Source organism: Enterobacter sp. 22466, from assembly GCF_052044775.1.
Taxonomy (GTDB): Bacteria; Pseudomonadota; Gammaproteobacteria; order Enterobacterales; family Enterobacteriaceae; genus Enterobacter; species Enterobacter dissolvens.
The window spans coordinates 365,970-390,242 of sequence record NZ_JBQENX010000001.1 but is presented as its reverse complement, the minus strand read 5'-3'; the positions used below and the strand labels follow the sequence as shown (position 1 = coordinate 390,242).

The window sequence follows — 24,273 nt, the reverse complement described above, 5'->3', positions numbered from 1 at the left end:
TTACTCCTTCATGCCGTCACGGATGCCCTGCACCAGCGTGCGGGTGGTGACGTTCAGCAGATCGATATAGGTCGGCACCGGGCCGTTTTCCGCGCTCAGGGAGTCAACGTACAGTACGCCGCCGTAATGGGTGTCGGTTTCGCGCGCCACCTGACGCGCGGGCTTGTCGGAAACGGTGCTTTCGCTGAATACCGCCGGGATATGATGTTTTTTCACCAGGTCGATCACCTTGCGCACCTGCTGAGGCGTGCCCTGCTGATCGGCGTTGATCGGCCAGAGATAAAGCTCTTTCAGGCCCAGATCGCGCGCCAGATAGGAGAAGGCCCCTTCGCTGGTCACCATCCAGCGTTTGTCTTCCGGGATCTCCGCCACCTGCTTACGCAGCGGTTCGAGGGTGGCGGTGATCTTCTGCTTGTAGGCTTCGGCATTTCGCTGATAGGTCTGCGCATTCGCCGGGTCGTACTTCACCAGCGCATCGCGAATGTTGTCGACGTAAATCAGCGCGTTGTCCGGCGACATCCACGCGTGCGGGTTGGGCTTGCCGTTGTACGGCCCTTCACCGATCCCCATCGGCGTGATGCCTTTGGTGACGATCGCTTCCGGCACGCCGTTCAGATGCTGATAAAAGCGCTGAAACCAGAGTTCGAGATTCATACCATTCGCCAGAATCAACTGTGCTTTTTGCGCGCGTTTGATATCGCCCGGCGTGGGCTGATACTCATGGATTTCAGCGCCCGGTTTGGTAATCGATGTCACTTCTGCGGCGTCTCCCGCCACGTTTTTCGCCATATCAGCGATAACGGTAAAGGTGGTTATAACCTGGAACTTTTCAGCCGCCAGCGCGCCGGTCGTGGTCGCGGTCATGAGCAGCGCGCCGAGTAACAGACGCTTCAATCCTTGCCGTAGGTGCATCGCAGAAGTCTCCTGAGGTGGTTAAATTCAAAGCAGAATTAGCCCGTGCTATAAGGTATAGCACAGGCTATATTTAAATGAAAATGGTTATCATTAAAGTTGTGTCAACCTGGACTGTCAGGTGGAATTTTTAGGAAATGTGCTTTCTTTTTTCTCTCACGGTCAGGAGTATTATTTACGACCAATACCCATACTAAAAACAGGGAATTTGCATGCCGGTTAATGAAAGAATTCACCCCACTTCAGGAACCCCGATTAATCCGGGCGGGATCCGACAGCTCACAATTGGTGAAATCGCCCTGGCGAAGACGCTTTACGGTAATAGCATTCGCTATCATCTGGTTTGGGTGCACAGGGAAAGCTATCTTCCTTTTAATTTGCAACCCGTTGATGTGGCGATGAGTCCCAATGGGGAGATGTGGTATAGAGAGGAAACGTATTCGCCGGATTTTTCGCTAGAAGATGACATTGTTAAAAAACATCGATTTATGCATGAGATGATGCATGTCTGGCAAACTCAAAAAGGAATGTTTGTTAGAACAAGAGGCTTATTCTCGGGCATTGCTGACTATACGTATAGTTTAGATAAAGCAGATTTACAGCATTATGGGTTAGAACAACAGGCATCTATTGTAAGTGATTACTGGCTATTGAAATACTTTGGTTTGGAGAGGAATGAAGAATTATTACAATACAGAGACTTAAAACTTAGGGAAAGCTTGTATTTCCTTCTGCAGAAATACAAAAATGTCTTAAAGGGATTTCCAGGATGAAAAACACATTTATCATCTTTATCCTCTGCATTTTAATAACTGGATGTCCAGGAGGTAATCGCGCTCCCAAAAACAGATTTACGTTTATTAATGGCAACCACTTATGTTTTAGCATCGATAAAAATGATGTCCTGAACTTTTACACTATTTATTCAAGCAAAGATCATAAAATTACTATCGTAACAGGGTCGGAATATAAAAATTTAAACATCTCCTACCCGGACACATGTTTAAATATAAAATGGGAAAATGGACGTACTTACGTTATTCATTACGGATTAAACAATAAAAAATATGTACACCAATTTGATGTCGATAATAACGGAAAACAAATCAACTTAGGAGAATTATAATGTCATTACCCGCTTACTTATTTCTCTTCGATGAGAACGGAATGCAGGTTCAGGGCGACTGTATAATGCCAGGCCGGGAAGGTGCTATTGAAATCATGAACAGCAGTTATGGCATTAAGCAGGCAGTGGACAGCCATACCGGGAATATGACCGGAACACGGCAGCATAGTCCGGTTATCGTGCATAAGCAATTAGATAAAGTGAGCCCTTATCTTGCCGTTGCCTCCTGCGAGGGCAGACGGCTGCAAAAAGCCATTATCAAATATTATGAAATTGTTGAAGCGGGAGCAGAAAGGGAGATCTACGCCATTACGCTTGATAGCGTAGTGATCTCATCTCTGGATTTCACGCACGTTTATTACCCAGGCAGCTCAGCACCGAATATGCATGAAGTTGTGGGACTTCGATTCCGGGGCATTCAGTGGAATTATGTGAAAGGCAATATTCTTTATGCCGATTCATGGATGAAACCAGCTCAGAAAGAGAAGAGTAACGCATAATTTATCTGGCTCATAAAGATCAATGCATGCTGCCGTTCAGAAACGGCGATCCTGGCATTCCCTGGATCGCCTGGTTAATCTTAAGCGCTACCCTTTTCCACTTTCGTTCACGGGCAAATCCCCCGTATCAATTAACGCTCCCGGAAACGTCTCCAGCCACTTCATCATCTTCAGTTTGTTGGTATAAGTTGCACTGACGCCTTCCAGACAGCCCCACAGCTCACGGGAATTTTGCGGCGTAATCACAATACAATCCGGCATCACGCGGATCTTCACGGCTATTCCTGCTTTAAACCCTGCGCGGGTTAACCACGCGCCGGTTAACGGCAGATAGTTGCGCTCCATTCGAGTATAAAGTTCCACACAGGCGGAACCCGCCTCTCCTCTTTCATGAAGATACGCAGAGTGAACCGGCTCGTCATGCAACGCCCGGATGCGTTTTTTGCGTAGCTTCTCGCGATTTTCTTGCTGAATCTCTAAATCTGCATTTTCTGTTTGGGCAATAGCCCGCTCTGGCATAGAATTCTTCGCAGCCATAATCAACTCCCTTTTAGTTGTTTGTGGTTAGCGGTATGGAGGTGGTCGCACACCTTTGTACCGCGATTCCTTTTCTTACCTTTTTATATCCTGTTTATAGCTCACATTGCTGTGTTAATTGCCGAAATTATACCACCATGGATAAATGCACAGGTAAGCTTCAGCAGTAAATATATGAAAAATGCGACAAGGCTCGAAAAAAATGCAAGACAAACATTCCTCTTTTATTAATCACCGAGCTTTATATAAAACAATAATTTCATGAATAGCGTTTTGACAATTGGCATGTTATTTTAAAGACCAAGTTTTAGAATAACTTATTAAGTGTCTTATCCAAACGATATAAGGTTATAAAAAAGTTAAAATCTTTCACCTTACGCCTTAAGTTTATGTAATTTAACAAACAATAATTAGCATAATAAATATATTGGATACATATAAGACTACACCCAGCGATAAACATCCATTTCAGTGGACTGGCTGTTATGTTAATCCATGACATAATCCCACCCCAACCCGAAAGACCACCCACAATTAACATTACAAATGGCAACCAAAGTATGTTATTTTTAAGATTAACCTCTGCATTTTGATACTCATAAAAGCCTTTCACTAGAAACAAGGACTTACAAAACTTCCCTCGTTCTTTTTTGCTTGCAAGAAAGTATTCCAATATATATATGTTCAACTGGAAATTATCACATAATTTATAATGAGATAATTTAAGCTCTTGCTTGTATTTGCTTAATAAATTTTCTTCATTAGCACTTTCGATTAGAAAATCTATTGCTTCAGCCTTCTTATCATCTGATAAAGAGAAGAAGGTTTCATTGGTAATAAACCTTTTCAAGTATGGTAGTAATGGAATAAATAATTTATAAATGCTTGTTAACGAGGTAATTTCCATTTACTGCTTCCTTAAACTATTTTTTTATCGCAAACTTCAAACTGGCTATTTTTGATATCATCAAAATGTACCATTTACAAGTAAATGGCGGGAGTTTTGATAAAAAATCGGCGCTATACCGAAGATATAGCGCCGTTCATTAACCGACTCTCAATTTACACATCCGGGAACATCACGCTATTCCCCGGCGCTTCCCGGTGCAGATGGATAAAGTTCAGGTGCCGTTCATACTGGTCCAGAATATCCGTAATCACCTGCTCCTTGCTGTAGTCCATCAAATCATTTCCCTGGCTGCCTTCCAGCAGGAACGTCTCCAGCCGGTAGTAGGTCGATTTGCCGCTGCGCGCGCGATAGGTAAACCCGGGCACCGAATACTGCTGCGGCCAGATCTGATAAACAAAGTTCTGCTCGTCGCCCATATGCACCAGCAGATCCAGGTGCCCCAGGGTCTCGCCCTCTTCCGGCGGCAGGTTTTTCAGCTCCACGTAAGCACCGCGTAATCGCAACTCCTGCGCCACCTCTTCCATGGCCGGGTAACAGACCGTCTCCATCATCTGGCTGGTATAGCGCGTGCCCGGGTAGTTCATCAGGCGTGAGAGACGTTTCTTCCAGCTCAGTCTGTCCTGGGCGCCCATCGGACGCGGCGCGGTGTCGCGGCTGGCGCTGACGCGGCGGTAATCTTCCACCTTGAGCGATTTGTACAGCCCGGCCATTACGAAGAAGATCACAAAGCTGAACGGCAGACCCATGATCACCGTGGTGTTCTGCAGGGCGGAAATCCCGTTGGTCATCAGCATGCCGAGCGTCAGCAGGCCAATGGCCACCGACCAGAAGATGCGCAGCCAGTTTGGCGCATCGCTGTTGATGTCCTTCAGCTTTGAGGTGAAGTTCCCCAGCACCAGCGCACCGGAATCCGCCGAGGTGACGTAAAACAGCAGGCCGGTAATGGTGGCAACGGAGGCGCTAAAGGTGAACGCCGGATACTGCGCCAGCAGGCTGTAGAACCCGCGCTCCGGATGCACCATCGCCTCCTGCGCAAACGCTGCGTCACCGTGAATGATTTCAAACAGCGCGCTGTTGCCAAACACCGAGAGCCACAGCAGGGTAAAGGTGAACGGGATAATCAGCGTGCCCATCACAAACTGGCGAATGGTGCGGCCACGTGAAATACGCGCCAGGAACAGGCCGACAAACGGCGACCACGCCACCCACCACGCCCAGAAGAACAGCGTCCAGTTGTTCATCCACTCCACCGGGCGGTCAAAGGCGAAGCTGTTCAGGGTCATGCCCATAAAGCGGTTTATGTAGTCGCCCACGTTCAGCACTAAGGCATTGAGCAGGAATGACGTATCACCCATGAACAGCACAAACAGGATCAGACCCAGCGCCAGCGCCACGTTCAGCTCGGAGAGCACGCGGATACCTTTATCCACACCGGACGTCACCGAAATGGTGGCGATAATCACCGACAGCGCAATCAGCGCCGCTTTCGCCGCCATCGAATCCGGAATATCAAACAGCACGCTCAGCCCGTAGTTGAGCTGCACCACGCCAATCCCGAGCGTTGTCGCGATACCAAAGATGGTGCCGATCACCGCCGCAATATCCACGCTGTGACCAATCGGGCCGTTTATTTTTTTACCGAAAATCGGGTACAGCGCGGAGCGGATGGTAAGGGGTAAATTATAACGATAGCTAAAGTATCCGAGCGCCATCCCCATCAGGGCGTACATCGACCAGCCGGTCAGGCCGTAGTGGAACAGCGTCCAGACCATCGCCTGGCGCGCGGCCTCCATCGTCTGCCCTGCCCCTTCCGGTGGCTGCATATATTGTGTGACCGGTTCGGCCACGGAGAAGAACATCAGGTCGATGCCAATGCCCGCGGCAAACAGCATCGCAGCCCAGCTCAGCAGGCTGAACTCGGGTTTTGACTGTTCGGGCCCGAGTTTCACCGAGCCAAAGCGCGAACAGGCAATGCAGACGACAAAGACAATATAGAGCGTCGCCGCCAGTAAATAGTACCAGCCGAAGGTCTTCGACACCCAGTTCAGGGTGCGCCCAATCCACTCGGCAGAGAAGTCTCTAAAGAAGATCGTCATCAGGGAAAACAACAAAATCAGTCCTGCGGAAGTATAAAAAACAACCGGATTGATTTTGTCCTTTTCTCTGTTTTGCGAAAGATCTGTCATCCAGTATCCCCACTGTTTTTGTAACTATTAAAATCCAAACCCGCAACAATTAAGACACATTTTATATTGAACGTCCAATCAAAAACCGCTTTAATGGTTAACCAACGCTGATGAATGGAGTGGCAAAAATGCCCAAAGTGGGGATGCAGCCGATCCGGCGCAGGCAACTGATCAACGCCACGCTGGAAGCAATAAATGAAGTGGGAATGCATGACGCGACCATCGCGCAGATCGCCCGTCGTGCGGGCGTCTCCACGGGGATCATCAGTCACTACTTCAGGGATAAAAATGGTCTGCTGGAAGCGACCATGCGCGACATCACCGGCCAGCTGCGCGATGCGGTCCTGAGCCGCCTGCACGCCCTGCCGGATGGCAGCGCAGAGCAACGCTTGCAGGCCATTGTCGGCGGCAATTTTGATGAAACGCAGATCAGCAGCGCGGCAATGAAAGCCTGGCTGGCCTTCTGGGCGAGCAGCATGCATCAGCCGATGCTCTACCGGTTGCAGCAGGTGAGCAGTCGTCGTCTGCTCTCAAACCTGGTGTACGAGTTCCGCCGCGAACTGCCGCGCGAACAGGCCCAGGAAGCAGGCTACGGGCTCGCGGCACTGATCGACGGGCTATGGCTGCGCGCGGCCCTGAGCGGCAAACCGCTGGATAAAAACCTGGCCCAGTCGCTCACCAGCCACTTCATCAGCCAGCATTTATCGACCGATTAACCGAGGAGAATTTATGTCCCGAATGGCAGAACAGCAGCTTTATATCAATGGTGGTTATACATCCGCCACCAGCGGTCGCACCTTCGAGACCATCAACCCGGCCAACGGCGAGGTTCTGGCGACCGTACAGGCCGCCGGGCGCGAGGATGTCGATCGCGCCGTACAAAGTGCACAGCAGGGGCAAAAAATCTGGGCGGCGATGACCGCCATGGAGCGTTCTCGCATCCTGCGTCGCGCTGTCGATATCCTGCGCGAGCGTAACGATGAACTGGCGAAACTGGAAACCCTCGACACCGGTAAAGCGTATTCCGAAACCTCAACCGTGGATATCGTCACCGGTGCGGACGTGCTGGAGTACTACGCGGGGCTGATCCCGGCGCTGGAAGGCAGCCAGATCCCCCTGCGAGACACTTCTTTCGTTTACACCCGTCGTGAGCCGCTGGGCGTGGTCGCGGGTATTGGCGCGTGGAACTACCCGATCCAGATCGCCCTGTGGAAATCCGCTCCGGCGCTGGCGGCGGGCAACGCGATGATTTTCAAACCGAGCGAGGTCACCCCGCTCACCGCCCTGAAGCTTGCGGAGATCTACACCGAAGCGGGCCTGCCGGACGGCGTGTTTAACGTTCTGCCGGGCGTAGGCGCGGAGACCGGCCAGTTCCTGACCGAGCATCCGGGCATCGCGAAAGTCTCCTTCACCGGCGGCGTCGCCAGCGGCAAAAAGGTGATGGCGAACTCGGCGGCCTCGTCCCTGAAAGAGGTGACGATGGAGCTGGGCGGTAAATCGCCGCTGATTGTGTTTGACGACGCGGATCTCGATCTCGCCGCCGACATCGCCATGATGGCCAACTTCTTCAGCTCCGGCCAGGTGTGCACCAACGGCACCCGCGTGTTCGTACCGGCGAAGTTCAAAGCCGCGTTTGAGCAGAAAATTGTTGAACGCGTGGGCCGCATCCGCGCGGGCGATCTGTTCGATGAAAACACCAACTTTGGCCCGCTGGTGAGCTTCCCGCACCGCGACAATGTGCTGCGCTATATCGCCAAAGGCAAAGAAGAAGGCGCACGCGTGCTGTGCGGCGGCGACGTGCTGAAGGGCGACGGCTTTGACAACGGCGCGTGGGTCGCCCCGACCGTGTTCACCGACTGCACCGACGAGATGACCATCGTGCGCGAAGAGATCTTCGGGCCGGTGATGTCCATCCTCACCTATGAATCTGAAGAAGAGGCTCTCCGCCGCGCTAACGATACCGACTACGGGCTGGCGGCGGGCATTGTCACTGCCGATCTGAACCGCGCCCACCGCGCGATTCATCAGCTTGAGGGGGGGATCTGCTGGATCAACACCTGGGGTGAATCCCCGGCGGAGATGCCGGTTGGCGGCTACAAACACTCCGGCATTGGCCGCGAAAATGGCGTGATGACGCTCCAGAGTTACACCCAGGTGAAGTCCATCCAGGTTGAGATGGGTAAATTCCAGTCCATATTTTAACCGGGAGGTTTTTTTGCAATTTGACTACATCATTATTGGTGCCGGCTCTGCCGGCAACGTTCTGGCAACACGACTGACTGAAGATCCGAACACCACCGTGCTGCTGCTTGAGGCGGGCGGCCCGGATTACCGTTTTGACTTCCGCACCCAGATGCCCGCCGCGCTGGCATTTCCCCTGCAGGGCAAGCGCTACAACTGGGCGTACGAAACCGAGCCTGAGCCGTACATGAACAACCGCCGCATGGAGTGCGGACGCGGTAAAGGGCTGGGCGGGTCGTCGCTCATCAACGGCATGTGCTATATCCGCGGCAACGCCATGGATCTGGACAACTGGGCGAAAGAGCCGGGTCTGGAGCACTGGCGCTATCTCAACTGCCTGCCCTACTACCGTAAGGCCGAAACCCGCGACGTGGGTCCGAACGACTACCACGGCGGCAACGGCCCGGTGAGCGTCACCACCTCGAAGCCGGGCGTGAACCCGCTGTTTGAGGCAATGGTGGAAGCGGGGGTACAGGCGGGCTATCCGCGCACTGACGATCTCAACGGCTATCAGCAGGAAGGCTTCGGCCCGATGGACAGGACGGTCACGCCGCAGGGGCGACGCGCCAGCACCGCGCGCGGCTATCTGGATCAGGCGAAACAGCGCCCGAACCTGACCATCCGCACCCACGCCATGACCGATCGCATTCTGTTTGACGGCAAGCGCGCCGTGGGCGTTGAGTGGCTGGAGGGCGAAAGCACCATCCCGTCAAAAGCCACAGCAAACAAAGAGGTGCTGCTGTGCGCCGGGGCGATTGCCTCTCCGCAGATCCTGCAGCGCTCCGGCGTGGGCAACGCGGAACTGCTGAAGCAGTTCGATATTCCGCTGGTGCACGATCTGCCCGGCGTGGGTGAAAACCTGCAGGATCACCTGGAGATGTATCTCCAGTACGAATGTAAAGAGCCGGTCTCCCTCTACCCTGCCCTGCAGTGGTGGAACCAGCCGAAGATTGGCGCCGAGTGGCTGTTTGGCGGCACCGGCGTGGGGGCGAGCAACCACTTCGAAGCGGGTGGGTTTATCCGCAGCCGGGAGGAGTTCGAATGGCCGAACATTCAGTACCACTTCCTGCCGGTGGCGATTAACTACAACGGCTCGAATGCGGTAAAAGAGCACGGCTTCCAGTGCCACGTTGGGTCGATGCGCTCACCAAGCCGCGGGCACGTGCGTATTAAATCGCGCGATCCGCACCAGCATCCGGCGATCCTGTTCAACTATATGTCCCACGAGCAGGACTGGCAGGAGTTCCGCGATGCGATTCGCATCACCCGCGAAATCATGCATCAGCCCGCGCTGGACAAATACCGTGGCCGCGAAATCAGCCCGGGGGTTGAGTGCCAGACCGACGAACAGCTGGACGAGTTCGTGCGTAACCACGCTGAAACCGCCTTCCACCCCTGCGGGAGCTGCAAGATGGGCTATGACGAGATGGCGGTGGTCGATGGCGAAGGCCGCGTTCACGGGCTGGAAGGGTTACGCGTGGTGGATGCGTCAATTATGCCGCAGATCATCACCGGCAACCTGAATGCCACCACCATTATGATTGGCGAGAAAATAGCTGATGCCATTCGCGGGTGCGAGCCGCTGGCGAAGAGTACAGCGGCGTATTATGTGGCGAACGGAGCGCCGGTTCGTCAGCAAACGTAGAAGGTATAATTGCTACACCCTCTCTGTAAAAAGGAGAGGGTTTTCAATATGAATTTCCCATTTAAAAAATCTGCTTTTATCTATAAGAATTAAATATTAGCAAGACAATTAATTTAATTATTTAAAAGTGTGTTGACACTCTGCCCCACGAGAATTAAGTTTTAATCGAAGTCTGTTCCTGCCTTTATACAGAATATATCGCAATCAGCATTAAAGAATATGTCATGGTTCTTTAATGGCTTCCTGCATTTTATTTATTTTGCATCACCCGACAGTGAGATAACATCATGAATAATAGTGCAAACCGCGTCGTCGTGATCACCGGCGCCAGCAGCGGTATCGGTCAGGCTGTTGCTCTTCATTTAGCGAATAAAGCGTTTTCTCTGGTACTGGTCGCACGTCGTCTGGACAGAATAAACGCCCTTGTCGACAACATCACTCAGACAGGTGGACAGGCCATCGCCGTGCAGGCCGACGTAACCCGCCAGGAAGAGGTTCAGAAAGCCATCGATGCTGCCGTAGCGGCCTGGCAGCGCGTGGATGTGTTGATCAATAACGCCGGATTTATGGCTATCGCCCCCATCAGCGAGCGGAAAACCGATGAATGGGATCGGATGATCGATACCAATATCAAAGGGGTCTTGTATGGCATCGCCGCCGCGCTGCCGGTGTTTCAACGTCAGGGCAGCGGACACTTTATCAACGTGGCGTCCGTGGCGGGCATTCGGGTGCTTGCCCCTGGCGGGGTCGTCTACAGCGCCACCAAATTCGCCGTCCGCGCGCTGAGCGAAGGGCTACGCCAGGAGGCAGGCAAAACTATCCGCACCACGCTTATCTCTCCGGGGGCTGTCGAAAGTGAACTGCAGTACGGCAGTTCTGATAAAGAAAGTCTGGCGTTTCTCGCAGAATTCTATAAGCAGGCGATCCCGGCAGAGGCCATTGCCCGGGCCGTTTTATTTGCAATCGAACAACCCAGCGACGTTGATGTCAATGAAATTATTGTCCGACCGACGCAGGAAGAATTTTAGCATGCCTTAAATAATACTGAATGAGGTGTCATTATGATTAAATCATTAACGTCCTTATCAGATTTAAATATGCGAACCGGGGCCGACATTCTCCTCGAAGTGCTGGAGAGTGAAGGCGTGGAATATATTTTCGGTAACCCTGGCACCACCGAACTCCCGCTAATAGATGCCCTGCTCCGGCATGAAAATATTCACTATATTCTGGCCCTGCAGGAGAGCAGCGTGGTCGCCATTGCCGACGGGTATGCAAAAGCGTCCGGCAAAACCGGGTTTATCAATTTACATACCGCCAGTGGTCTTGGGCACGGCATGGGGAATTTAATTAATTCCCGGATCATGAAAACGCCGCTGGTGGTCACCGTCGGTCAGCAGGATACGCGCCACTATGTGCGTGATCCGCTTCTGTATGATGACATTGTCTCCATTGGCGCGCCGGTGATGAAATGGGCACAGGAGGTCACCAGTGCCGATCAGCTGCCGGTGCTGGTTCGCCGCGCATTTCACGCTGCCAGCTATCCCCCTGCCGGACCGGTGCTGCTCTCCCTGCCGATGAACGTGATGGAAGAGCTCAGCGATGCCGGGATACAAACGGCGTCCAGAGTAAACTACCACACCGTTGCCGGTTCGCTGGACGAACTGGCGGAGGAGCTAAGCCAGGTGCCCGCCGGGAGGATCATGATCGTGGCCGGGGATGAAGTTCACTCCAGCGGCTCAACGCCGGAGATTGTCCAGCTGGCGGAAACGCTGAGCGCCCATGTTTATGGCTCTTCCTGGCCGCTGAACCTGCCCTTCCCCACGCAACACGCCCTCTGGCGCGGCAATATGCCCACCACCGCCAGCGAGATCGCCAGCATCGTGAACGCCTACGACGCGGTATTTATTATCGGCGGCAGAAGTTTGATCACCATTTTGTACAGCGAAGGGGACGCCATCCCGGGAAGCTGTGCGGTTTACCAACTCTCCGCCGATATGAACGAACTTGGCCGGACGTATGCCACACGGCTCTCGGTAATGGGAGATATCAAACTGTCCCTGCGCGAACTGCTGCCGAAGCTGGAACAGCGCCTGCTTGCCAGCACGCTGACCCACCAGCGGTTGCTGATTGCGGCCCGCGATGAACGTGAAAAAGAGTGGCAGCAGCAGGAGGAACGTCTGTCTGCCGAGCGGCTACGCCCGACGATTGCCCCGATGGTCGCGGCCTGGGAAGTCATCCGCGCCATTCCGGCGGGCACCACTATTGTCGATGAGGCGATTGCCACCGCCAGGCATGTCCGCCGGTTTATCTCTGACCAGCAGCATCAGCGCTACTACTTTATGCGCGGCGGCGGACTGGGCTGGGGAATGCCTGCCGCCGTGGGCCACTCACTGGGCCTTGGCCGCGAGCCGGTCGTATGCCTGCTGGGTGACGGTGCCTCACTCTACTCGCCGCAGGCACTGTGGACCGCGGCACATGAAAATTTGCCCGTCACCTTTATTGTGATGAACAACAGGGAGTACAACATCCTGAAAAACTTTATGAAAAGCCAGGCAGACTACAGCTCGACACAGCTGGGACGTTTTATCGGGATGGATCTGGTTAACCCGCATATCGATTTTCAGTCGCTGGCCACCGCCATGGGCGTTCAGTGCTGCCGGGTAACCGAGGCTGCAGATATCGCCGGAGCGGTAGCACGCGGACTGCAGTCAGGAAAAACCAATTTGATTGAAATCGCGATTTCTCCGGATTAACCAGGCGCATGCGTTATTCCCGCAGGGCATAAGCAAAGCAGAATTTCGACTTTGCGTAAGACATCAGCCAGCCTAACGTAACGGAATATAAAACAAACAATATATCTTCTTCAGGGATCGCTATGACGAAAAAATTGCTGCCGTTACTGGTGCTGGCTGCTCTCTCAGGCGCCGCGCACGCCGCTACTCCGCCCAACACGCTGGTTGTCGCCCAGGGCCTGGATGACATTGTGAGCCTCGACCCGGCAGAAGCCAACGAGCTCTCCAGCATCCAGACCGTGCCGAGCCTGTATCAGCGCCTGGTACAGCCGGACCGCGATAACCCGGAAAAAATCACCCCGATTCTGGCGGAAAGCTGGGATGCCGACGCGGCAGCAAAAACCCTGACCATCAAGCTCAAGCCCGATGCCAAATTTGCCTCCGGCAACCCGCTACGCCCGGAAGACGTGATCTTCTCGTATACCCGCGCCGTGACGCTGAACAAATCCCCGGCCTTTATCCTCAACGTGCTGGGCTGGGAGGCGAGCAACATCGCCAGCCAGCTGAAAAAAGTGGATGACCACACCGTGCAGCTCCACTGGACAGCGGACGTCAGCCCTGCCGTGGCGTTGAATATTCTCTCCACGCCGATTGCCTCTATCGTGGATGAGAAGCAGGTGGCGGCCAACGTGAAAGATAACGACTTTGGCAACGCGTGGCTGAAAATGCACTCGGCGGGCAGCGGCGCGTTCAAAATGCGCGTCTATCAACCGCATCAGGCTATCGTGCTGGAAGCCAACGACTCCGCCCCCGGCGGTGCGCCAAAGCTGAAAAGCATCATTATTAAAAACGTCCCCGATCCGGCTTCACGCCGCCTGCTGATCCAGCAGGGTGATGCCGACGTGGCGCGCGATCTGGGCGCAGACCAGATTAGCGCGCTCGAGGGCAAGCCGGGCGTGAAGGTGCTGAGCATCCCGTCCGCCGAGCAGAATTACCTGGTGTTTAACACCGGCAACAGCGCCAACCCGCTGTTGAATAACCCGGCCTTCTGGGAAGCGGCGCGCTGGCTGGTGGACTATGACGGCATCACCAAAAACCTGCTCAAAGGCCAGTATTTTGTTCATCAGAGTTTCCTGCCGGTCGGCCTGCCGGGCGCGCTGGAAGACAATCCGTTTAAATTTGACCCGGCGAAAGCGAAAGCAATCCTCGAGAAAGCGGGCATTAAAGACGCGCACTTCACCCTGGACGTGGAGAACAAGGCGCCGTTTATCACCATCGCCCAGTCGATGCAGGCGAGCTTCGCGCAGGGCGGCGTGAAGGTGGATCTGCTGCCCGCAGCGGGTAGCCAGGTGTACGCCCGCGTGCGTGCGAAACAGCATCAGGCGGCCATTCGTCTGTGGATCCCGGACTACTTCGATGCACACTCCAACGCCAGCGCCTTCGCATGGAACGACGAAAAATCCAGCACCGTGGCCGGACTTAACGGCTGGAAAATTCCGGAGCTGAACAAGGCTACGCTGGCGGCGGTTGCCGAGCCGGATCCGGCAAAACGTCTGGATCTGTACAAGAAGATGCAGGAACAGTTACAGCATAACTCGCCGTACGTGTTCGTTGACCAGGGCAAAACCCAGATTGTGGTGCGCGATAACGTGAAGGGCTATCAGCAGGGGCTGAACGCGGATATGGTCTGGTACGATCGCGTTACGAAGTAGCTTTTCCCCCTCTCCCTGTGGGAGAGGGAGCCGTCCGTGCATATTTTCAGGATAACGGTTTTCCCATGCCACATCTTTCCACCCGCGTGCTTCAGGGTCTGCTCACCCTGCTGCTCACGCTGTTCGGGCTGCTGCTCGTCACGTTTGCGCTCTCTGCCTTTTCTCCGGTCGATCGTGTATTGCAGATCGTCGGCGATCACGCCAGCCAGTCAACCTACAATCAGGTTCGCCACCAGCTCGGGCTGGATCGGCCCCTGCCCGTGCAGTTCTGGCACTATCTGCAAAACCTCGCCCACGGTGATTTAGGCACCGCCAGCGCCACCGGACAGCCGGTACTGCAGGATCTGCTGCACGCCTTTCCCGCCACGCTCGAACTGGCAACCCTGGCGCTGATTATCGGTACCGTACTCGGCGTGATTGCCGGGGTGTTGTGCGCCCGCTACGCCGGATCGCCGCTCGATTTAGCCCTTCGCACGCTCACCCTGCTCGGCAACTCGGTGCCGATTTTCTGGCTCGGGCTGCTGATGCTGGCCCTGTTCTACGCGAAGCTGCAGTGGAGTGCCGGTCCCGGCAGGCTGGACGATATCTGGCAGTTTACCGTGGAGCCGAGGACCGGCTTTGCGCTGGTGGATACCTGGCTTTCCGGCGACCGGGAGGCATTTCGTAATGCCGTCAGCCATCTGGTACTGCCGGTGCTGCTGCTGGCGTACTACTCGCTGGCAAGTATCACCCGCCTGACGCGCTCCGCCTGTCTGAGCGAGATGAACAAAGAGTACATTCTGCTCGCCCGCGCCAAAGGGGCCGGGGAGATGACCATCCTGCTGCGACACGTGCTGCCCAACATACGCAGTACGCTGCTGACGGTCATCGCACTGGCCTACACCAGCATGCTGGAGGGCGCGGTATTAACCGAAACCGTCTTCTCGTGGCCGGGCATCGGGCGCTACCTCACCACCGCCCTGTTCGCCGGCGATACCACCGCGGTGATGGGCGGTACGCTGCTGACTGGCGTCTGCTTTGTGCTGATCAATAACCTTACCGACCTGCTTGTGCGGGCGACCGATCCCAGGGTGCGCTGATGCCGTTCTCTATTTTCTTACGCCGCCTGCGCCGCTCCCCCGCCGCCTTTTGCGGACTGGTTGCCATCGCGCTGCTGGTGCTGTTCGCCCTTTTCGCGCCGTGGCTTGCGCCGCTTGATCCCAACTGGCAGGACGCCGCCGCGCGCCTGCAGGCACCGAACGGCCAGCACTGGCTGGGGACCGACAGCTACGGGCGGGATCTGCTCTCGCGTTTAATTTACGGCACCCGTCCGGCGCTGGGGCTGGTGGCTTTAGTCACCGTTATCACCCTGCCCGCCGGTCTGCTGGTGGGGATTTTGTCCGGCTACTACGGCGGCTGGCTGGAGCGCATTCTGATGCGCTTTACCGACGTGGTGATGTCGATGCCGCGCCTGATCCTCGCCTTCGCGTTTGTGGCGATGCTCGGCCCCGGCCTGGTTAACGGCGCGCTGGCGCTGGCCTTAACCACCTGGCCGGCCTACGCGCGTCAGGCGCGGAGTGAAATTCAGCGCCTGCGCCACAGCGATTACCTGGCCGCCGCAGAGATGATGGGCATTCGCGGCCTGCGGCTGCTGGTGGGTCATATTCTTCCGTTGTGCCTGCCCTCGGCGATTGTACGTTTAGCGCTGGATCTGGCGGGGATTATTCTGGCCGCCGCCGGGCTGGGTTTCCTTGGCCTCGGCGCCCGTCCGCCAATGGCCGAATGGGGGGCGATGATTGCTGACGGTATGCAGGTGATTTTCGACCAGTGGTGGATTGCCGCCATTCCGGGCGGCGCGATCCTGTTCGCCAGCCTGGCCTTTAACCTGCTGGGCGATGGCCTGCGTGATGTACTGGAGCCGCAACATGACTGAACAACGCGTCATCGTCGATGCGCTGACTATCGACTACCCCGCCGCCCGCGTGGTCAATAACCTGAGCTTTACGTTAGGCAACGAGCGGCTGGCGCTGGTGGGCGAATCCGGCTCGGGCAAATCGATGTCAGCCCGCGCCCTGATGGGGCTGGTACGTAAGCCCGGCGTAGTGAGTGCCCGGCAGCTTAACGTGCTGGGCAACAATGTGCTGACGATGAATACCCGCCGCTGGCAGGCGCTACGCGGCAACGGCATTGCGATGGTATTGCAGGATCCCCGTTATGCCCTCAACCCGGTGAAAAGCATTTTTGCCCAGCTTGACGAGGCGCTGACCTTGCATCAGCGCCTGCCCCGTGCAGAGCGCGTGGCGCGCATTCATGACATTGTTCGCGCCGTCGGGCTGAGTGAAAACGTGCTGGCGCGTTATCCCGGTGAACTCTCTGGCGGCATGGGCCAGCGGGTAATGATCGCCATGGCGCTGATCAACAACCCACAGGTGCTGATTGCCGATGAACCCACCTCGGCGCTGGACGCGCGCCTGCGCAACCAGATCCTCGAATTGCTGGTACAGCAGTGCGAAGCCCGGCAGATGGCGATGCTGCTCATCAGCCACGACCTGCCGCTGGTGGCAGAACACTGCGACCGCGTGCTGGTGATGTATCAGGGCGAGAAGGTCGATGAGATGGCGGCAAGCCAGCTTTCGCAGGCGACGCATCCGTATACGCGCACCCTGTGGACCTGCCGGCCGAACGCCGACACGTACGGCCAGATGCTGCCAACGCTCGACCGCACGCAGCCCTGGAAGGAGGCAAGCAATGGCCCTCGTTGACGTCAATCGGCTTCAGGTCACCTTCGGTGAGAAAACGGCGGTGTCCGGTGCCCGTTTTACCATCGAAAAAGGCGAAACGTTCAGCCTGATCGGTGGCTCCGGCTGCGGTAAATCGACCCTGTTGCGCGTGCTGGCGGGGCTGCAGCGCGAGTGGCGCGGAAGTCTCTCTCTGTTGGGCGAAACAATACAGCCAGGGCAGCGTTTTACCGGCCCGCTGCGCCGCAACGTGCAGATGGTGTTTCAGGATCCGTGGGCCTCGCTGCACCCGAACCACACGCTGTTGCGCACGCTGTCGGAGCCGCTGAAAATCCACGGCGAGACGCAGATTGCACAGAAAGTGGCGGATGCGTTGCAGCAGGTGGGGTTATCCGCCGATGCGGGTAAGCGCTACCCGCACCAGCTTTCCGGCGGCCAGCGTCAGCGCGTGGCGATAGCCCGTGCGCTGCTGTTGCGCCCGCAGCTACTCCTGCTGGACGAACCAACCTCGGCGCTGGATATGTCGGTGCAGGCAGAAATTTTGAATCTGCTCAACCGCCTGAAAGCCGAGCACGGCATGACCTATCTGCTGGTCAGCCACGATGCGGACGTGATTGCGCATATGTCCGACCGGGCGGCGTTTATGGCGCACGGGGAGATCCAGCGGGTGTTTGATCGGGAGGCGATGTTAAGGGGTGAGCACAGGATGGGGTAAACCGTGCGGCGGCGAGCGCCGCACGGGTTTTCCAGGCCGGGTAAGGCGCAGCCGCCACCCGGCAAACAATTACTTCAGCAGCTTCACCGTAGCATCGATATCGATTTCATCTTCGGTAAAGATCAGCGTGGTGTTCTGGAAGGTGGTGATCGCCAGCTTCTTCACCGTGCGCATTTCGCCCGGCTTTTTGTCGGATTTCGGTTTGATGTTGTTCATCAGCAGCCCGACCGACAGCACCGCGTTCTCTTTGTCGATGCCCGTATCCGCAGGCTCTTCTTCGCTAAACACCACGAAGGATTTGATGGAAGTGAGCTTCACACGCTCGCCGGCAATATAGAGGTGTTTACTTTCCGGGATCACCTTCACCGCATAGGCGGAAAGGCCTTTGTTGTTGGTGGTTGGCTCAAAGGTCACCGCCGCGTCTTTCTTAATCAGATCAGGGTTGGCGACCTTAATCACATGAAAATAGCGGTTATCGCCGTTTTCATCTTTGATAAATCCAAAGCCTTTATCTTTAAACCACGTTGTGATTGTACCGTTCATCGCTGTTACCGCCTGTCAGATCGTAATGACTAAAGTTTTGCAGCGCGCAGTGTAATGCACAATGGCGGAGGAGACAAAAAAAAGCCCCTGCACGGGGGCAGGGGAAAACTCATGTCAGAGCTTATTAGAATTTAGTTGAACACCATCCCACCATCAATCAAGAGCGACTGGCCAGTCATGTAGTCAGAGTCTGGCCCGGCGAGGTATGAAACGCAGGCGGCGACATCTTCCGGTTCAGACAGGCGGCCAAGCGTAATGCGTTTGGCAAAGGTTTCGGTGCCGTAGCCGAGCGGTTTACCTGCCGCCTCGGACACCTGACGGTCGATCTCCGCCCACATCGGCGTTTTCACGATACCCGGGCAGTAGGCGTTAACGGTGATCCCCAGCGGCGCGAGGTCCCGAGCAGCGGTCTGGGTTAAGCCGCGCACTGCGAATTTACTGGAGCTGTACACCGCCAGTTCCGGGTTACCGGTGTGGCCCGCCTGGGAGCAGGCGTTGATGATTTTGCCGCCGTGCCCCTCTTTGCGAAACGCGTCAATCGCGGCCTGCATACCCCAGATCACCCCTTTGACGTTGATGTTGTAGACCTTGTCGACAATCTCCGGGGTGATGGATTCGATGGGCGTAGATGGCGCAATCCCGGCGTTATTCACAATCACGTTGAAACCGCCCAGCGCGGTGCGGGCTTTCTCCACCGCCGCAAACACCTGGTCGCGATCAGAGACATCCACCTTCACGGCGACGGCGTTGCCGCCGTTACGGATGATTTCATCGGCGACGGCTCTCGCCGTCTCATCGTTGTAGTCGGCGATAGCGACGGCAAAACCATCTTTCACCAGGCGCAGCGCAATCGCTTTACCAATCCCCTGGCCTGAGCCGGTTACGAGAGCAACTTTTTGCATTTCTCTGTCCTTATAGTGAGTCACAAAATCTGGCTGAGATGGAGCTGGCCCATCAGCAGCGGGTTATCGCTGTAGTCAACGGGAATGGCCACCACGGCCGGGCCATTGACATCCATCGCCGCACGCAGCGTCGGTTCAAGGGCATCGGCGCTCTCCACGGCAAAGCCCCTGGCGCCAAAGGCATCGGCATAGGCTTTGAAGTCAACCGGGCCGAACGCCACGCCGGAAAGACGCTGGTATTTTTTCTCTTCCTGAATGGCGACCATGTTGTAGCCGTTATCCACCCAGATGATATGCAGCACGTTGGCGTTGAGGCGCACCGCGGTTTCCAGCTCCATGCTCGACTGCAGGAAGCCGCCGTCACCGGACACCGACACCACCTTGCGGCCCGGGTTGACCAGCCACGCGCCAATGGCCCACGGCAGCGCAACGCCCATGGTCTGCTGACCGTTGGAGATCATCACCTGACGCGCCCGGAAGCTGTAGAGGTAGCGGGCGATCCAGATGTGGAAGCTGCCCATGTCGACGGTCAGCGTCACGTCGTTATTGACGATGTCCTGCATGGCGCGAACGATACGCAGTGGATGCAGGGCAAACTGGTTGAGCGAGGCACCGCGGCGATCGAGCAGATCGCGCTGATGCTGGCGGTCGACCAGGATTTCTGACGCACGCTGGCTGAGCTCCAGCTTGTGGTCAATCCGGCTGGCAAGCAGGTTCAGCGTGGCGGCGATATCGCCCACCAGCTCGATGTCAGGGACATAATTGCGCTCTTCATACGCAGGCAGTACATCAATGTGCACCAGCGTGGCGTCGCCGCTGTTCCACATGGACGGCTCATACTCAACCGGGCTGTAGCCGATACAGATAATCAGATCCGCCAGGTGCAGCAGGCGGTCACCCGCCTGGTTGTTAAAGAGGCCAACGCGTCCGGCGAAGCGGGTGAAATGTTCCTGGTTCACCGCCCCGGCGGCCTGATAGGTGCTGGTGACCGGAATGCGGCTTTTCTCCAGCAGCTTACGCAGCGCCGCGCTGTTAGCAGGCTGGCTCGCCATCAGCCCCAGCAGGATCACCGGGTTTTTGGCGTTGTCGATGAGTTTCGCCACGTCGTTAATGGCCGATTCGGGAGCCGGGCCCATCAGCGCCGGGCCGCTGGCCGGTAAAATCGCCCCTGTGGCAGGCTGGTCAACAATATCCTGCGGCAGGCTGACGAACGCACCGCCCGGCCTGCCGTGCTCGGCGGCACGGAATGCGTTCGACACCACTTCAGCAATCGCATCCGGAGAGCTGACTTCCACTGCGTATTTGGTGACCGGGCTGAACATGGCAACCGTATCCATGCTCTGGTGCACCAGCTTGGCTTTATCCGCCCGCTTCACCGCCCCGCCCAGCGCCACCACCGGGTCGCCTTCGCTGTTGGCGGTGGCGATACCGGTGATCAGGTTGGAACAGCCCGGCCCGGAGGTGACCAGCGCCACCCCGGCTTTGCCGGTCAGGCGCCCTACCGCCGCCGCCATGAACGCCGCGTTTGCCTCGTGGCGTACGGGGATGATCTCAATGGAGGAATCCAGCAGGGAGTCAAAGACTTTGTCGATTTTCGCTCCAGGGATCCCGAACACCTGCTTCACGCCCTGCGCTTCCAGTTGACCTACAACCATATCGGCGCCGTGCGCCCACTGACGTGACTGTTTCTCACTGTTCACGGTAGTTCTCCTGTTAGTTTTCGACGGAACGGATCGCTGCATCAAGATTGCTGGGGTGAAGGTTGGCCTGTAAAAACGCGCTGTCGGCGGGCAGATCGATCATCAGCTTGTGTATTTCGCCAAAGGTGAGCACGCCGCTCTCCAACTGATAGTCGAGCAGATGTCCCCCGCCCTGACGGTCGTCGGTAATGAAATGTTCGTGATAGCCGGCCACGTTGATGCCCTGCATATGCTGCGGCGTGCGGAACCCGACCAGCACCCCTTCGCGCTGGTTGAAGCGGAACACCGGCTGGTCGTCCAGCACGTCGGTCATCGCGCGGTATGGCGGCGTCTGACGCGGTACGGTACGGGTGTGGGCGTGGCGGAAGTTGCCGTCGATGCGCAGCGCGCAGAACAGGTTATCCGAGGGGATTTGCTGGTCGATCACGTCGTGGATCTGCTGACGACTGACCGGCGCATCAAAGGTTTTGCGGTACTGCGGCTGGAACCAGGTCATCACCGCGAACGGCGTTTTCTGCTCTGGCTTCGCGGCGCGTGCGCTGCCGTCGGCGCGCAGCTGGTACACCTGGCTGCTGAAGGCAATCATTTCGCCGTCCAGCTCGTTGAAGGTGCCCAGACCAAAATCACCGTGCGCCAGCAGATCGGCGATGGTGGTGTCCCCCTCGTAGACGCCGCTTAGCAGGGCGCTCATTAGCGATGTCTGATAGATCACGCTGTCAGGATGCTTAGCGGAGAACCCGCGCAGGGTCTCGCATAAACTGGCCTCACAGTCGCAGGCAGATGAGTGCATCATCATGCTCGTCCTCTTCAACTTTATTTAGAAAGGTTAAATAAATGTTGACCCGATTCAGCAGAGAGTTCCAATATAGAATCCATGCTGGTTTGAGACGTTTTAGATATGGAACTTCGTTATCTGCGGTATTTTGTCGCGGTTGCACGCGAGCGACACTTCACCAGGGCGGCCGAAGCGCTGGGTATTTCACAGCCTCCTCTGAGTCAGCAGATCAAACGGCTCGAAGAGGAAGTGGGCACGCCGCTGTTCAGACGCCTGACGCGGGGCGTAGAGCTAACCGAAGCGGGAGAAGCCTTCTACGAGGACGCCTGTAAGATCCTGGCGCTGAGCGACGCCGCGCTGGAGAAAGCCCGGGGCATCGCGCGCGGTCTGAACGGTAACCTGTCGATTGGCATTACCAGTTCAGATGCTTTTCATCCCAAAATTTTCACGCTCATTCGTCAGTTTCAGGTACAGAACATGGCGGTGCAGGTACACCAGGTGGAGGCCAATATGTCTTCGCTGACAGCGATGCTGGCGGAGGGTGAACTGGATATTGCCTTCGTGCGCCTGCCGTGCGAGAGCAGCAAGGCATTCGAGTTAAAGATCCTTGACCGGGAACCGATGGTGGTGGCGCTGCATCGCGATCACCCGCTCGCAACAAGCGGCGATCTGGCGCTGGAGCAGCTCCGGGATACGCCAGTGGTGTTGTTCCCGCAGGAGGTCGCGCCCGGCCTTTTCGACCGGGTTTACAGCTGCTGCGAACGGGCCGGAATAGACGTACAGCACGCGCTGCAGTCGTCACAGCTTTCGTCCTCCCTGAGCATGGTCTCCGCCGGTGGCGGCTTCGCGCTGGTGCCGAAATCGATGGCGGCCATTTCTCCGCCGAATGTCACCTATCATGCGTTGAGCTCACCCGAGCTTTATACCGATATCGCGCTCTGCTGGCGACGCTTTGAACGCTCGCGGACGGTGAAGCGGTTCTTGACGATGATAAGCGAGGAGTAGCGGCCGGTTTGGTTGGTGGTTTTTGTAGGCCGGATAAGGCGTAGCCGCCATCCGGCAAGACAGCTTCTGGCGTCAAATCCAGACATCATTCTCGGCGGTGCGTTCCCCGCCTTCGTGCCCGGTATTAAGGACACCGCAAGGTTCTATCATCATCATTTTTACCGTCCCCTCTGCAGAGGTTTTGTGCTCTACACCTTTTGGCACCACGTACAGTTCCCCCGGATTGACGAGCACATGCCCGTCACGAAAATCAATACGTAACACACCCTCGACAACGATGAATGCTTCATCGGTTTCAGGATGCGAGTGCCATATAAAATCTCCCTCAATTTTCACAATTTTAAACTGGTAGTCATTCATCTGTGCGATGACTTTCGGCTGCCAGTGCGCGTCAAAGAGGGAAAATTTATGTTCCAGATTAACAGGTTGATACATGGTGACACTCCCTATGGTTGAGAAGTCACCAGGATAGAGTAAGGCCGTTGCGCCAGTCTTGAACGATCGTGCAACTCAGGCACGGCTGTTTTGAATGAATTTTTGCCAGCGTCCCGGCGAGATCCCCACCGTTTTTATAAACTGGCGAGTCATGTGACTCTGGTCGGAAAACCCGGCTTCAACGGCCGCTTCAGCAAGCGACAGCCCCTTCTCTATCAAACGTCGGCAATATTCAAGACGGCGCATCGTTACATAGCGATACGGGCTTGTTCCGTACAGTGCACGAAAATCCCGGCTCAGGCTCCAGCGATCCCTGCCGCTGACGGCGGATAATGTCTCCAGCGTAATGTTCTGGCTAAACTCGGTTTGTATATACTCGCGTGCACGCTCTGCGCGACGATAATCGAATGCGCATCGACGAACGCGTTGCCCTCCCACAATGGCCAGCGTGCTGGCCAGATCGTAGAGCGCATCCTCTTCTTCCAGCGTATCAACAGCTTCCTCTGGCGCTTTGAGCAGGGATTCCGTCGCCGCGAAAAGCCGGGGATCGGATGTGATCCCGCCGGGAATAAACGGCAGCGGTTTTCCGCCCAGGATTTTCTGAATTAACGCGGGATCGATATACAGCATCCGATACTGAAATCCGTCAGTCGTCCCCGCTTCTCCGTCATGCACTTCATCGGGATGCAGGACCATCGTCCCGCCCGGAAGGCTGTGTTGTTGGCTGCCCCGATAGTGAAAACTCTGTACCCCGGACAAGGTTCTGCCTATCGCGTAGGTGTCATGCCGATGTGGCTCATAGCCATGCCCGCTGAAATACGCCTCAATGCGCTCTATCTTCCCTGGCGTTTGTGCAAATTTGACCCAGTCTTTGTTCTCTTTTTCGCTCGCCATATGTGCCATCTGATGCCAGTTGAGGGTAAGTCACACCATAAACGCAGGGGATGGTGTTTGGAAAGAGAGGAATGGCAGGGCTT

General features: G+C 56.0%; 24 protein-coding genes. 14 read left to right on the top strand and 10 right to left on the bottom strand.

Going from position 1 to position 24,273, the window contains the following annotated elements:
* Positions 1–912 (bottom strand): metal ABC transporter substrate-binding protein, encoded by a 912-nt coding sequence (locus ACTJJI_RS01830; protein ID WP_306672635.1) that lies wholly within the window; start codon positions 910–912, stop codon positions 1–3.
* Positions 913–1,124: 212 nt separating this feature from the next.
* Here ACTJJI_RS01830 and ACTJJI_RS01825 point away from each other — a divergent pair, with 212 nt between their 5' ends.
* The 3 genes from ACTJJI_RS01825 to ACTJJI_RS01815 are packed head-to-tail and all read left to right on the top strand — an operon-like array spanning position 1,125 to position 2,538.
* Entirely contained in the window at positions 1,125–1,685 is a 561-nt protein-coding gene (locus tag ACTJJI_RS01825) for a hypothetical protein (protein WP_048972624.1), read from the top strand.
* Positions 1,682–2,038: a putative T6SS immunity periplasmic lipoprotein gene (locus ACTJJI_RS01820; RefSeq protein WP_048972623.1), complete on the top strand. Its 357-nt coding sequence runs from the start codon at positions 1,682–1,684 to the stop codon at positions 2,036–2,038. Before ACTJJI_RS01825 ends, ACTJJI_RS01820 begins: the two co-directional genes overlap by 4 nt.
* The gene (locus tag ACTJJI_RS01815; RefSeq protein ID WP_048972622.1) at positions 2,038–2,538 is read left to right on the top strand and encodes an Hcp family type VI secretion system effector; all 501 of its coding nucleotides are present in this window, start codon (positions 2,038–2,040) and stop codon (positions 2,536–2,538) included. Before ACTJJI_RS01820 ends, ACTJJI_RS01815 begins: the two co-directional genes overlap by 1 nt.
* Positions 2,539–2,625: 87 nt before the next feature.
* Here the strand turns inward: ACTJJI_RS01815 and ACTJJI_RS01810 are convergent, their stop codons facing one another.
* The 3 genes from ACTJJI_RS01810 to betT form a co-directional block, all read right to left on the bottom strand.
* Positions 2,626–3,075: a SymE family type I addiction module toxin gene (locus ACTJJI_RS01810; RefSeq protein ID WP_080344330.1), complete on the bottom strand. Its 450-nt coding sequence runs from the start codon at positions 3,073–3,075 to the stop codon at positions 2,626–2,628.
* A gap of 307 nt (positions 3,076–3,382) precedes the next feature.
* A complete protein-coding gene (locus tag ACTJJI_RS01805; RefSeq protein WP_257256159.1) occupies positions 3,383–3,982 on the bottom strand; it encodes a hypothetical protein in 600 nt (199 codons plus the stop codon).
* A gap of 155 nt (positions 3,983–4,137) precedes the next feature.
* On the bottom strand, positions 4,138–6,171 hold the full coding sequence (gene betT, locus ACTJJI_RS01800) for a choline BCCT transporter BetT (protein ID WP_014831023.1): 2,034 nt from the start codon (positions 6,169–6,171) through the stop codon (positions 4,138–4,140).
* A gap of 128 nt (positions 6,172–6,299) precedes the next feature.
* On the opposite strand from betT, the gene betI reads away from it, so the two are divergent.
* From betI to ACTJJI_RS01750, 10 genes are all read left to right on the top strand, one after another.
* On the top strand, positions 6,300–6,887 hold the full coding sequence (betI, locus tag ACTJJI_RS01795; RefSeq protein ID WP_014831022.1) for a transcriptional regulator BetI: 588 nt from the start codon (positions 6,300–6,302) through the stop codon (positions 6,885–6,887).
* 13 nt (positions 6,888–6,900) lie between these two features.
* A complete protein-coding gene (gene betB, locus ACTJJI_RS01790) occupies positions 6,901–8,373 on the top strand; it encodes a betaine-aldehyde dehydrogenase (protein WP_440652835.1) in 1,473 nt (490 codons plus the stop codon).
* A 13-nt stretch (positions 8,374–8,386) separates the two neighbouring features.
* The gene (gene betA / locus ACTJJI_RS01785; RefSeq protein ID WP_440652833.1) at positions 8,387–10,057 is read left to right on the top strand and encodes a choline dehydrogenase; all 1,671 of its coding nucleotides are present in this window, start codon (positions 8,387–8,389) and stop codon (positions 10,055–10,057) included.
* Between the two features lie 287 nt (positions 10,058–10,344).
* Complete coding sequence (locus ACTJJI_RS01780) at positions 10,345–11,085, top strand: SDR family oxidoreductase (RefSeq protein WP_014831019.1); 741 nt, start codon at positions 10,345–10,347, stop codon at positions 11,083–11,085.
* Positions 11,086–11,118: 33 nt separating this feature from the next.
* Positions 11,119–12,813, top strand: coding sequence for a thiamine pyrophosphate-binding protein (locus ACTJJI_RS01775; protein ID WP_262762109.1), 1,695 nt, complete (start codon positions 11,119–11,121; stop codon positions 12,811–12,813).
* A 122-nt stretch (positions 12,814–12,935) separates the two neighbouring features.
* Positions 12,936–14,504 carry an ABC transporter substrate-binding protein gene (locus ACTJJI_RS01770; protein ID WP_046889101.1) on the top strand — a complete coding sequence of 523 codons (1,569 nt, stop codon included), beginning with the start codon at positions 12,936–12,938 and terminating at the stop codon, positions 14,502–14,504.
* A 65-nt stretch (positions 14,505–14,569) separates the two neighbouring features.
* Positions 14,570–15,583, top strand: a complete 1,014-nt coding sequence (locus ACTJJI_RS01765; RefSeq protein WP_125364805.1) for an ABC transporter permease — start codon at positions 14,570–14,572, stop codon at positions 15,581–15,583.
* A complete protein-coding gene (locus tag ACTJJI_RS01760) occupies positions 15,583–16,416 on the top strand; it encodes an ABC transporter permease (protein ID WP_046889102.1) in 834 nt (277 codons plus the stop codon). Before ACTJJI_RS01765 ends, ACTJJI_RS01760 begins: the two co-directional genes overlap by 1 nt.
* Positions 16,409–17,245 carry an ABC transporter ATP-binding protein gene (locus ACTJJI_RS01755; RefSeq protein WP_014831014.1) on the top strand — a complete coding sequence of 279 codons (837 nt, stop codon included), beginning with the start codon at positions 16,409–16,411 and terminating at the stop codon, positions 17,243–17,245. The genes ACTJJI_RS01760 and ACTJJI_RS01755 overlap by 8 nt, the downstream gene beginning before the upstream one ends.
* Complete coding sequence (locus tag ACTJJI_RS01750) at positions 17,232–17,936, top strand: ABC transporter ATP-binding protein (protein WP_014831013.1); 705 nt, start codon at positions 17,232–17,234, stop codon at positions 17,934–17,936. The genes ACTJJI_RS01755 and ACTJJI_RS01750 overlap by 14 nt, the downstream gene beginning before the upstream one ends.
* A 69-nt stretch (positions 17,937–18,005) precedes the next feature.
* Here ACTJJI_RS01750 and ACTJJI_RS01745 read toward each other — a convergent pair whose 3' ends face one another.
* The 4 genes from ACTJJI_RS01745 to budA all read right to left on the bottom strand — a co-directional run bounded on the left by ACTJJI_RS01745 (position 18,006) and on the right by budA (position 21,874).
* Complete coding sequence (locus tag ACTJJI_RS01745; RefSeq protein WP_023620402.1) at positions 18,006–18,479, bottom strand: cold-shock protein; 474 nt, start codon at positions 18,477–18,479, stop codon at positions 18,006–18,008.
* A gap of 131 nt (positions 18,480–18,610) precedes the next feature.
* Positions 18,611–19,381, bottom strand: a complete 771-nt coding sequence (locus tag ACTJJI_RS01740; RefSeq protein ID WP_014831011.1) for a (S)-acetoin forming diacetyl reductase — start codon at positions 19,379–19,381, stop codon at positions 18,611–18,613.
* 20 nt (positions 19,382–19,401) lie between these two features.
* Entirely contained in the window at positions 19,402–21,123 is a 1,722-nt protein-coding gene (alsS, locus tag ACTJJI_RS01735; protein ID WP_153907813.1) for an acetolactate synthase AlsS, read from the bottom strand.
* A complete protein-coding gene (gene budA, locus ACTJJI_RS01730) occupies positions 21,095–21,874 on the bottom strand; it encodes an acetolactate decarboxylase (RefSeq protein ID WP_014831009.1) in 780 nt (259 codons plus the stop codon). Before budA ends, alsS begins: the two co-directional genes overlap by 29 nt.
* Positions 21,875–21,979: 105 nt before the next feature.
* On the opposite strand from budA, the gene ACTJJI_RS01725 reads away from it, so the two are divergent.
* A complete protein-coding gene (locus ACTJJI_RS01725; protein ID WP_014831008.1) occupies positions 21,980–22,861 on the top strand; it encodes a LysR family transcriptional regulator in 882 nt (293 codons plus the stop codon).
* Positions 22,862–22,933: 72 nt separating this feature from the next.
* Here ACTJJI_RS01725 and ACTJJI_RS01720 read toward each other — a convergent pair whose 3' ends face one another.
* Together ACTJJI_RS01720 and ACTJJI_RS01715 are read right to left on the bottom strand one after the other, a co-directional pair.
* Entirely contained in the window at positions 22,934–23,296 is a 363-nt protein-coding gene (locus tag ACTJJI_RS01720) for a cupin domain-containing protein (protein WP_095454654.1), read from the bottom strand.
* 75 nt (positions 23,297–23,371) lie between these two features.
* Entirely contained in the window at positions 23,372–24,190 is an 819-nt protein-coding gene (locus tag ACTJJI_RS01715; RefSeq protein WP_095454722.1) for an AraC family transcriptional regulator, read from the bottom strand.
* Positions 24,191–24,273 lie beyond the last annotated feature (83 nt).

Bases quoted from the DNA above. Each gene is read 5' to 3' on its own strand.
- ACTJJI_RS01830 (WP_306672635.1), bottom strand. From the start codon at position 912: ATGCACCTACGGCAAGGATTGAAGCGTCTGTTACTCGGCGCGCTGCTC.
- ACTJJI_RS01825 (WP_048972624.1), top strand. From the start codon at position 1,125: ATGCCGGTTAATGAAAGAATTCACCCCACTTCAGGAACCCCGATTAAT.
- ACTJJI_RS01820 (WP_048972623.1), top strand. From the start codon at position 1,682: ATGAAAAACACATTTATCATCTTTATCCTCTGCATTTTAATAACTGGA.
- ACTJJI_RS01815 (WP_048972622.1), top strand. From the start codon at position 2,038: ATGTCATTACCCGCTTACTTATTTCTCTTCGATGAGAACGGAATGCAG.
- ACTJJI_RS01810 (WP_080344330.1), bottom strand. From the start codon at position 3,075: ATGGCTGCGAAGAATTCTATGCCAGAGCGGGCTATTGCCCAAACAGAA.
- ACTJJI_RS01805 (WP_257256159.1), bottom strand. From the start codon at position 3,982: ATGGAAATTACCTCGTTAACAAGCATTTATAAATTATTTATTCCATTA.
- betT (WP_014831023.1), bottom strand. From the start codon at position 6,171: ATGACAGATCTTTCGCAAAACAGAGAAAAGGACAAAATCAATCCGGTT.
- betI (WP_014831022.1), top strand. From the start codon at position 6,300: ATGCCCAAAGTGGGGATGCAGCCGATCCGGCGCAGGCAACTGATCAAC.
- betB (WP_440652835.1), top strand. From the start codon at position 6,901: ATGTCCCGAATGGCAGAACAGCAGCTTTATATCAATGGTGGTTATACA.
- ACTJJI_RS01780 (WP_014831019.1), top strand. From the start codon at position 10,345: ATGAATAATAGTGCAAACCGCGTCGTCGTGATCACCGGCGCCAGCAGC.
- ACTJJI_RS01775 (WP_262762109.1), top strand. From the start codon at position 11,119: ATGATTAAATCATTAACGTCCTTATCAGATTTAAATATGCGAACCGGG.
- ACTJJI_RS01770 (WP_046889101.1), top strand. From the start codon at position 12,936: ATGACGAAAAAATTGCTGCCGTTACTGGTGCTGGCTGCTCTCTCAGGC.
- ACTJJI_RS01765 (WP_125364805.1), top strand. From the start codon at position 14,570: ATGCCACATCTTTCCACCCGCGTGCTTCAGGGTCTGCTCACCCTGCTG.
- ACTJJI_RS01760 (WP_046889102.1), top strand. From the start codon at position 15,583: ATGCCGTTCTCTATTTTCTTACGCCGCCTGCGCCGCTCCCCCGCCGCC.
- ACTJJI_RS01755 (WP_014831014.1), top strand. From the start codon at position 16,409: ATGACTGAACAACGCGTCATCGTCGATGCGCTGACTATCGACTACCCC.
- ACTJJI_RS01750 (WP_014831013.1), top strand. From the start codon at position 17,232: ATGGCCCTCGTTGACGTCAATCGGCTTCAGGTCACCTTCGGTGAGAAA.
- ACTJJI_RS01745 (WP_023620402.1), bottom strand. From the start codon at position 18,479: ATGAACGGTACAATCACAACGTGGTTTAAAGATAAAGGCTTTGGATTT.
- ACTJJI_RS01740 (WP_014831011.1), bottom strand. From the start codon at position 19,381: ATGCAAAAAGTTGCTCTCGTAACCGGCTCAGGCCAGGGGATTGGTAAA.
- alsS (WP_153907813.1), bottom strand. From the start codon at position 21,123: ATGCAGCGATCCGTTCCGTCGAAAACTAACAGGAGAACTACCGTGAAC.
- budA (WP_014831009.1), bottom strand. From the start codon at position 21,874: ATGATGCACTCATCTGCCTGCGACTGTGAGGCCAGTTTATGCGAGACC.
- ACTJJI_RS01725 (WP_014831008.1), top strand. From the start codon at position 21,980: ATGGAACTTCGTTATCTGCGGTATTTTGTCGCGGTTGCACGCGAGCGA.
- ACTJJI_RS01720 (WP_095454654.1), bottom strand. From the start codon at position 23,296: ATGTATCAACCTGTTAATCTGGAACATAAATTTTCCCTCTTTGACGCG.
- ACTJJI_RS01715 (WP_095454722.1), bottom strand. From the start codon at position 24,190: ATGGCGAGCGAAAAAGAGAACAAAGACTGGGTCAAATTTGCACAAACG.